The following is a 6,404-nucleotide window of genomic DNA, read 5'->3' as shown; positions in this document are numbered from 1 at the left end:
GGACCGCGCTGGCGTATCTCGCCGCAACGGAAGGCCGGCTCGCGGCCCTCGACGGCCAGCACGATGTCGAGCAGCGTGATGCGCTCGGCCGGCCGCGCCAGCCGATAGCCACCGGCAGGCCCGGGCACCGATTCCAGGATGCGCGCGGCGCTCAGCATGTTGAGATGCTTCAGCAGATAGCTAGGCGACAGGCCAAAGGCCTCGGCGAGAGCAGCGCCAGGCATGGTGCTGTTCCCCTCCACACTCGCCAGCGTGGCAGCGCAATGGATGGCTGCCTCAACGCCCTCGCCCAGTTTCATTGGATCGGCTCCTTTATCATGGATATATATTATCGTGGATAATTCTTATCTGCAATAGGAAAATGCAGAGTCGTCCGCTTTCGAAAAAGGAATACGTTGGTGATTGGCGAAATCGGCGATGACAGCGTCTTTCTCCCCGTCACTATACGGGGGGGAAGAGAAGCTGCTGCGCCCTCGGCGCTCTTCTCGTGACGTGTCCCTATTCCGCTGCCACCTTGGCCATCGGGTTGTTCGGGTGCGTCGTCCAGTTGGCATAGACGGGCGATACCGGCCTGCCGGTGCGCTGGTCCATCACGCCGGCTGCCAGCGGCTCCATGGTGATGCAGTTCTCGACCGGGCAGACATTGACGCAGAGATTACAGCCGACGCATTCGGCCTCGATCACCTCGAAGTGCCTGACGCCGTCGACCATGCTGGTGATCGCCTGGTGCGAAGTGTCCTCGCAGGCGATGTGGCAGCGGCCGCATTTGATGCAGGCATCCTGGTCGATACGCGCCTTGGCGACGTAGTTCAGGTTGAGATACTGCCAATCGGTCACATTGGGCGTGGCGCGGCCGACGATGTCGTTGAGCGAGGCGTGCCCCTTCTCGTCCATCCAGTTTTCGAGGCCCGCGATCATTTCCTGCACGATTTTGAAGCCATAGGTCATCGCCGCCGTGCACACCTGCACATTGCCGGCGCCGAGCGCCATGAATTCGGCCGCGTCACGCCAGGTGGTGATGCCGCCGATGCCGGAGATCGGCAGGCCGCGGGTTTCTGGATCGCGCGCGATCTCGGCCACCATGTTCATGGCGATCGGCTTCACCGCCGGGCCGCAATAGCCGCCATGCGAGCCCTTGCCGTCGATTGTCGGCTGCGGCGCGAAGCTGTCGAGGTCGACACCGGTGATTGAATTGATGGTGTTGATCAGCGACACCGCATCGGTGCCGCCGGCATGTGCCGCCCGTGCGGGCTTGCGCACATCGGTGATGTTGGGCGTCAGCTTGGTGATGACGGGCATGCGGGTGTTCTGCTTGCACCAGCGCACCACCATTTCGATATATTCCGGCACTTGGCCGACAGCCGCGCCCATGCCGCGCTCCGACATGCCGTGCGGGCAGCCGAAATTCAGCTCGATGCCGTCGGCTTCGGTCTCCTCGACCACCGGCAGGATCGCCTTCCAGGCCTCCTCGACGCAAGGCACCATCAGCGAGACGACGATGGCGCGGTCGGGCCAGTCCTTCTTGACCTGCTTGATCTCGCGCAAATTGACCTGCAGGTCGCGGTCGGTGATCAACTCGATGTTGTTGAGGCCGAGCAGGCGGCGGTCGGCGCCCCAGATCGCGCCATAGCGCGGGCCGTTGACGTTGACCACCGGCGGGCCTTCCTCGCCGAGCGTCTTCCACACCACGCCGCCCCAGCCGGCCTTGAAGGCGCGGATGACGTTGTAGGCCTTGTCGGTCGGCGGCGCCGAGGCAAGCCAGAACGGATTGGGCGACTTGATGCCGACGAAATTGTTTCTGATATCTGCCATGCTCATGCCCTCCCGTTCGAGGTCAGTGCCCGGTTGATGCTCTCCGCAGCGTCGCGCCCCTGCGCGACCGCCGAGACGGTGAGGTCGTCGCCACCGAAGATGCAGTCGCCGCCGGCCCAGACCCTGGCAAGCGACGTACGCCCTTCCGCATCCACCTTGATGCGGCCGGCTTCGAGATCGATCGACGCACCGCTGCCGTTGAGGGCTGCCGGCACAAAACTCTGTCCGATCGCCTTGAACACCTGGTCGGCAACGAGCGTCAGGGTCTCGCCGGTGCCGGCAAGCCTGTCGCCGTTCATGGCGGTGTATTCGAGTTCGATGCCCGACACTTTGCCGCCCTCGGCGATCACCCGCTTCGGCTGCAGCCAGTGGCGGATGGTGACGCCATTGGCGGCGGCCAGATCCTGCTCGAACTCGGACGCATTCATGTGCTCCTGGCCGCGCCGGTAGCAGATCGTCACCTCCTCGGCGCCGAGCAATTTCGACTGCACGGCCGCGTCGATCGCCGTCATGCCGCCACCGATGACGACGACGCGGCGGCCAACCGGCAGGCCGGAAAGGTCGCTGGCCTGGCGCAGTTCGGCAATGAACTCGACCGCGTTGATGACGCCGTCGGCGTCCTCGCCATCGGCACGCAGCGCATTGACGCCGCCAAGGCCCATGCCGAGAAACACCGCATCGTAATTGCGGATCAGATCCGACAGCTGATAGTCGCGGCCGAGGGCCTTGCCGTTCTGGATGTCGATGCCGCCGATCGCGGTCACATAATCGACTTCGGCCTGGGCGAAATCGTCGACACTCTTGTAGGCGGCGATGCCGTATTCGTTGAGGCCACCGGCTTTCGCGCGCGCCTCCAGAATGGTCACGTCATGGCCGTGGCGGGCGAGCCGGTGCGCGGCGGCAAGGCCGGCCGGCCCGGCGCCGACCACGGCGACAGTCTTGCCGGTCGGCTCGGCGCGCGGGTAGAACTGTTTGTTCTCGCTCATGGCGACGTCGGTGGCATAGCGCTGCAGGCGGCCGATCTGCACCGGCTTGCCTTCCGCCACTTCGCGCACGCAGACTTCTTCGCACAGCGTTTCGGTCGGGCAGACGCGGGCGCACATGCCGCCCAATATGTTCTGGTCGAAGATGGTCTTGGCCGAACCGATCGGATTGCCGGTCGAGATCTGGCGGATGAACAGTGGAATGTCGATCGAGGTCGGGCATGCGTTCATGCACGGCGCGTCGTAGCAGAAATAACAGCGATCGGATTCGACCAGCGCCTCGTGGTGATCGAGCGGCGGATGCAGGTCGGAAAAATTATCCGCATACTGGTCGGCCGAGAGCCTGCCGCCCGCAATGCCTTCCCTGAATTGGCCTTCTGGCATCGTCAGTTCCCCATGTTTTCTTTTGAGGAAGGCTAGCACGTTTTATTTTTTTATCAATTGGTCAATTTTCGGCGCAAGTCTCTGAAAAGGCTGGATAATAACATGATTTTTTTACTCATGTTATCGGAGGCCGAGGCTGCTTTCACAGTGCGAGCGAATGGCCGGGTTCAAGCTTACAGCCATGAATGGTCTTGACCTCCTCTGCGACCAGCTGCTGCAGTCGCCACAGATTGCGGTCATGGATGCCGAACGCCTCGAGGTGGCTGACCGTGTTGTAGAGATATTCGGCGCCGGATCCGATATGCCCGCAGGCTCTGGCCAGCACGCTCGCCACTCTGTCCAACGGCTGGTTCAGCGACGTTCCCCTGCCCTTCACGCCGACCCAGAAGCCGAGCGCGCGCAGCGTGCCTTGCGGCGTATGCACCGGCAGCCACCGGACCGTCTCGATGCTTTCGTGGTCGCTGATTTCGCGCCGCAGCAGCCTTTCGACCTGCGCCGGCTTTTCGCCCTCCGGCAAGCGATAGATCACGCCGTTGCAGCGTCCGCCCCGTTCGAGCGCCATCATCAACCCAGGCTGCTCGGCACTGCCCCGCCAACGCACCATGTCGAGGCAGAAAGAGCGGTGCCAGCCAAAGGCCGTGGCGAGCTGTTGCTCGACCGACTCGAATTCCGGCTTCCAGATCAGCGACCCATAAGCGAACACCCATAGCGGCCCCTCATCGGCTTCATTGGACAGCCGCAAGGCAAGGTCTCGAAAGTCCTCGTCGTTCATGTCTGTCCAGCTCGGGTCCGGGCCGGGATCGGCCTCCTCCCGATGGCACAGTGCGACAAGCTCGGGCGTGAGCGACATCAAGCGCATGAACGACAACCCTTCATAGCCGTAGAGAAATCGAAAACCGCTGGGTGCGCAACCAGGGAACGCTTGGCACACACACCCATTGTTTTCCGGGCGGTGTCGGATTCCCGTCGTGAGGATCGTCCTATGATGGACGACGATCACGTATGAAAGGTGAGGAGACCGAAATGCCAAAAGCCCCGATGCCCTTCTTCTGGTACGAATTGATGACGTCAGATCTCGACGCCGCCGAGGCATTCTACACCCAAGTCATCGGCTGGACGGCGCAGCCCTTCGACAAGGCGCCCGGCATCCCGCGCTATGTCGTGATGAATGTCGGCGAACGTGGCGTCGGCGGCCTGATGACCTTGCCTGAGGATGCAGCCAAGATGGGCATGCCGCCCGCCTGGCTTGGCTATATCCACACCAGGGATGTCGACGCTGCCACGGCATCGCTGGAGAAAGCCGGCGGCACCGTTCACCGCCAGCCCGACGACATTCCGGGCGTCGGCCGCTTTGCCGTCGTCGCCGATCCGCAAGGCGCGACCTTCATGTTCCTGCAGCCAAACGGTCCCGACCAGCCTGTCGTGCCGGCCGGCACGCCGGGCCACATCGGCTGGCACGAGCTTTATACGAGCGACTGGAAAGCCGCGTTCGATTTCTATTCCGAGCAGTTCGGCTGGGTCGACGCCGGCGATTTCGACATGGGCCCGGTGGGCACTTACCAGACCTTTACAGCCGGCCCCGAATCCGGCGGCGGCATCATGAACAAGCCCGAGCAGATTCCGGTCCCGGTCTGGCAGTTCTATTTCAATGTTCCGGCCATCGATGCGGCGGCCAAACGGGTGACCGACAATGGCGGCAAGATCCTGATGGGGCCGATGGAGGTCCCGGGCGGCAGCTGGATCGTCCAATGCCAGGACCCGCAGGGCGCGCATTTCGCCTTGATGGCGCCGGTCCGCTGACCGCGATCGAACATCGCTGAAACAAAGCGCGGGCTTTCATCGGACTACCGATGAAGGCCTCTACCCCTGACTGGCGCCGTCTCATTCCGGCGCCAGCACCGCGACCTTCAGCTCAGCTTTCTTCGCGCCGCTGAACTGAACGGTGGCCGGGCCAGGCGCAAGCTTGAAGCGCACGCTCTTGCGGATGCCAGGGCATGTTTTCACGCCACTATAGCCCGCCGACTTGATGGCCTGGCCATTCTGGATGACATCGATCCAGGCCTCGCCCGAGAGACTGATCTGGATGGCCCCCTCGGACGGCACCTCCACGCTGGCAACGGCGCCAAACGTGTCCGATGCCGGCGCACGTTCGGGCGCTACCGCAAAACCGGCTTTCCCTACCGGCACCAGCGCCAGGTCCGCAGCCTCACCAACCGCCAGCGCCGCTCCGGACGGCGTTGCCGGTGCTGCGGCAAACAGGGTCTGCTCCCGCGTCACCGGCCACTTGAACGCCTCACAGCCGGCGTCCTCGGCCATGGCGAAGCTAATGCCTGCGAGGATCGCGAAAAGGCTGATGACGACTTTTTTCATGGCAAAGGCCCCCACACATTCAGGATTGTTGTACACGCATCAATACAACCATAGAGATACTAATGCAACCTTGGCGAGAAAATTTTAATGGCAATTGGGAACATTCCCAATCACCGATTGTTGACGGCAGGCCATGCGAAGTGAATGGTCATTCCTGGGCGATAATCTATGGCCGGGCGGATTGAAAATGGAGTCATTATGAAGCTTTTCGAAAGCCTCTCCAGATACCAGCCGCAGGCGCTCGGCGTGTTGCGCATCATGACCGCGCTGCAGTTCATCGAGCATGGCAGCCAGAAACTGTTCAACTTCCCCGTCAGCGCCGATCCCCACGCCCTTTCCGGGCTGACCATGACCGCCGGCATCCTCGAATTCGCCGGCGGCATCCTGCTGGCGCTCGGCCTGTTCACGCGGCCCGTAGCCTTCCTTCTGGCCGGCGAAATGGCGATCGCCTATTTCATGGCGCACATGCCGCGCGACTTCTTCCCGGTCAACAATGGCGGCGATTCGGCGATCTCTTTCTGCTTCATCTTCCTCTATCTGGTGTTTGCCGGCGCCGGCGCCTTCGCGCTGGACAACCGCCGCAGCGCCTGACGCCCAGAAGAAGGGGCGTGACTAGTGCATGTCGCCCAAAGTGCCCAGCGGTTTTGGGACACGACATGCACAAACAGGAATCTGAAGCGCATCGGCGAAGCCGAAGCGCTTCAGGCACGCATCCGTTCGAAATTGGCGTCGAAAAGCGGCACCGCCTGAATGCGCGCCGCATGACGCTTGCCCAGCAGCTCGATTTCGAAGCCGTCGCTCTCATCTGCGATCTCCTTCGGCACATAGCCGACGGCGACGGACTTCTTCGAATGA

Annotated in this window: 8 protein-coding genes; 2 read left to right on the top strand and 6 right to left on the bottom strand. The window is 62.6% G+C overall.

Annotated elements, in window-relative coordinates; genetic code table 11:
* The 4 genes from EN906_RS18570 to EN906_RS18555 form a co-directional block, all read right to left on the bottom strand.
* The coding region (locus tag EN906_RS18570; protein WP_164777227.1) for an Rrf2 family transcriptional regulator at positions 1–299 on the bottom strand (299 nt) is incomplete at its 3' end.
* 199 nt (positions 300–498) lie between these two features.
* The gene (preA, locus tag EN906_RS18565) at positions 499–1,812 is read right to left on the bottom strand and encodes an NAD-dependent dihydropyrimidine dehydrogenase subunit PreA (RefSeq protein WP_027035003.1); all 1,314 of its coding nucleotides are present in this window, start codon (positions 1,810–1,812) and stop codon (positions 499–501) included.
* A 2-nt stretch (positions 1,813–1,814) separates the two neighbouring features.
* Entirely contained in the window at positions 1,815–3,179 is a 1,365-nt protein-coding gene (locus EN906_RS18560; protein WP_127272618.1) for an NAD(P)-dependent oxidoreductase, read from the bottom strand.
* Positions 3,180–3,321: 142 nt separating this feature from the next.
* Positions 3,322–4,038, bottom strand: a complete 717-nt coding sequence (locus EN906_RS18555; RefSeq protein WP_127270190.1) for a gamma-glutamylcyclotransferase — start codon at positions 4,036–4,038, stop codon at positions 3,322–3,324.
* A 164-nt stretch (positions 4,039–4,202) separates the two neighbouring features.
* On the opposite strand from EN906_RS18555, the gene EN906_RS18550 reads away from it, so the two are divergent.
* A complete protein-coding gene (locus EN906_RS18550) occupies positions 4,203–4,979 on the top strand; it encodes a VOC family protein (RefSeq protein WP_127270192.1) in 777 nt (258 codons plus the stop codon).
* Between the two features lie 81 nt (positions 4,980–5,060).
* On the opposite strand, the gene EN906_RS18545 is transcribed toward EN906_RS18550, so the two are convergent.
* Positions 5,061–5,549 carry a hypothetical protein gene (locus EN906_RS18545; protein ID WP_127270194.1) on the bottom strand — a complete coding sequence of 163 codons (489 nt, stop codon included), beginning with the start codon at positions 5,547–5,549 and terminating at the stop codon, positions 5,061–5,063.
* A gap of 198 nt (positions 5,550–5,747) precedes the next feature.
* Here EN906_RS18545 and EN906_RS18540 point away from each other — a divergent pair, with 198 nt between their 5' ends.
* Complete coding sequence (locus tag EN906_RS18540; protein WP_127270196.1) at positions 5,748–6,140, top strand: DoxX family protein; 393 nt, start codon at positions 5,748–5,750, stop codon at positions 6,138–6,140.
* 110 nt (positions 6,141–6,250) lie between these two features.
* Here the strand turns inward: EN906_RS18540 and EN906_RS37315 are convergent.
* A partial coding sequence (locus EN906_RS37315; RefSeq protein ID WP_164777226.1) for a glycine cleavage T C-terminal barrel domain-containing protein occupies positions 6,251–6,404 on the bottom strand: 154 nt, incomplete at its 5' end.

The sequence above is a fragment of the Mesorhizobium sp. M7A.F.Ca.CA.004.06.1.1 genome (assembly GCF_003999135.1).
Classification (GTDB): Bacteria; Pseudomonadota; Alphaproteobacteria; order Rhizobiales; family Rhizobiaceae; genus Mesorhizobium.
This window is presented reverse-complemented; position numbering and strand designations above follow the sequence as displayed.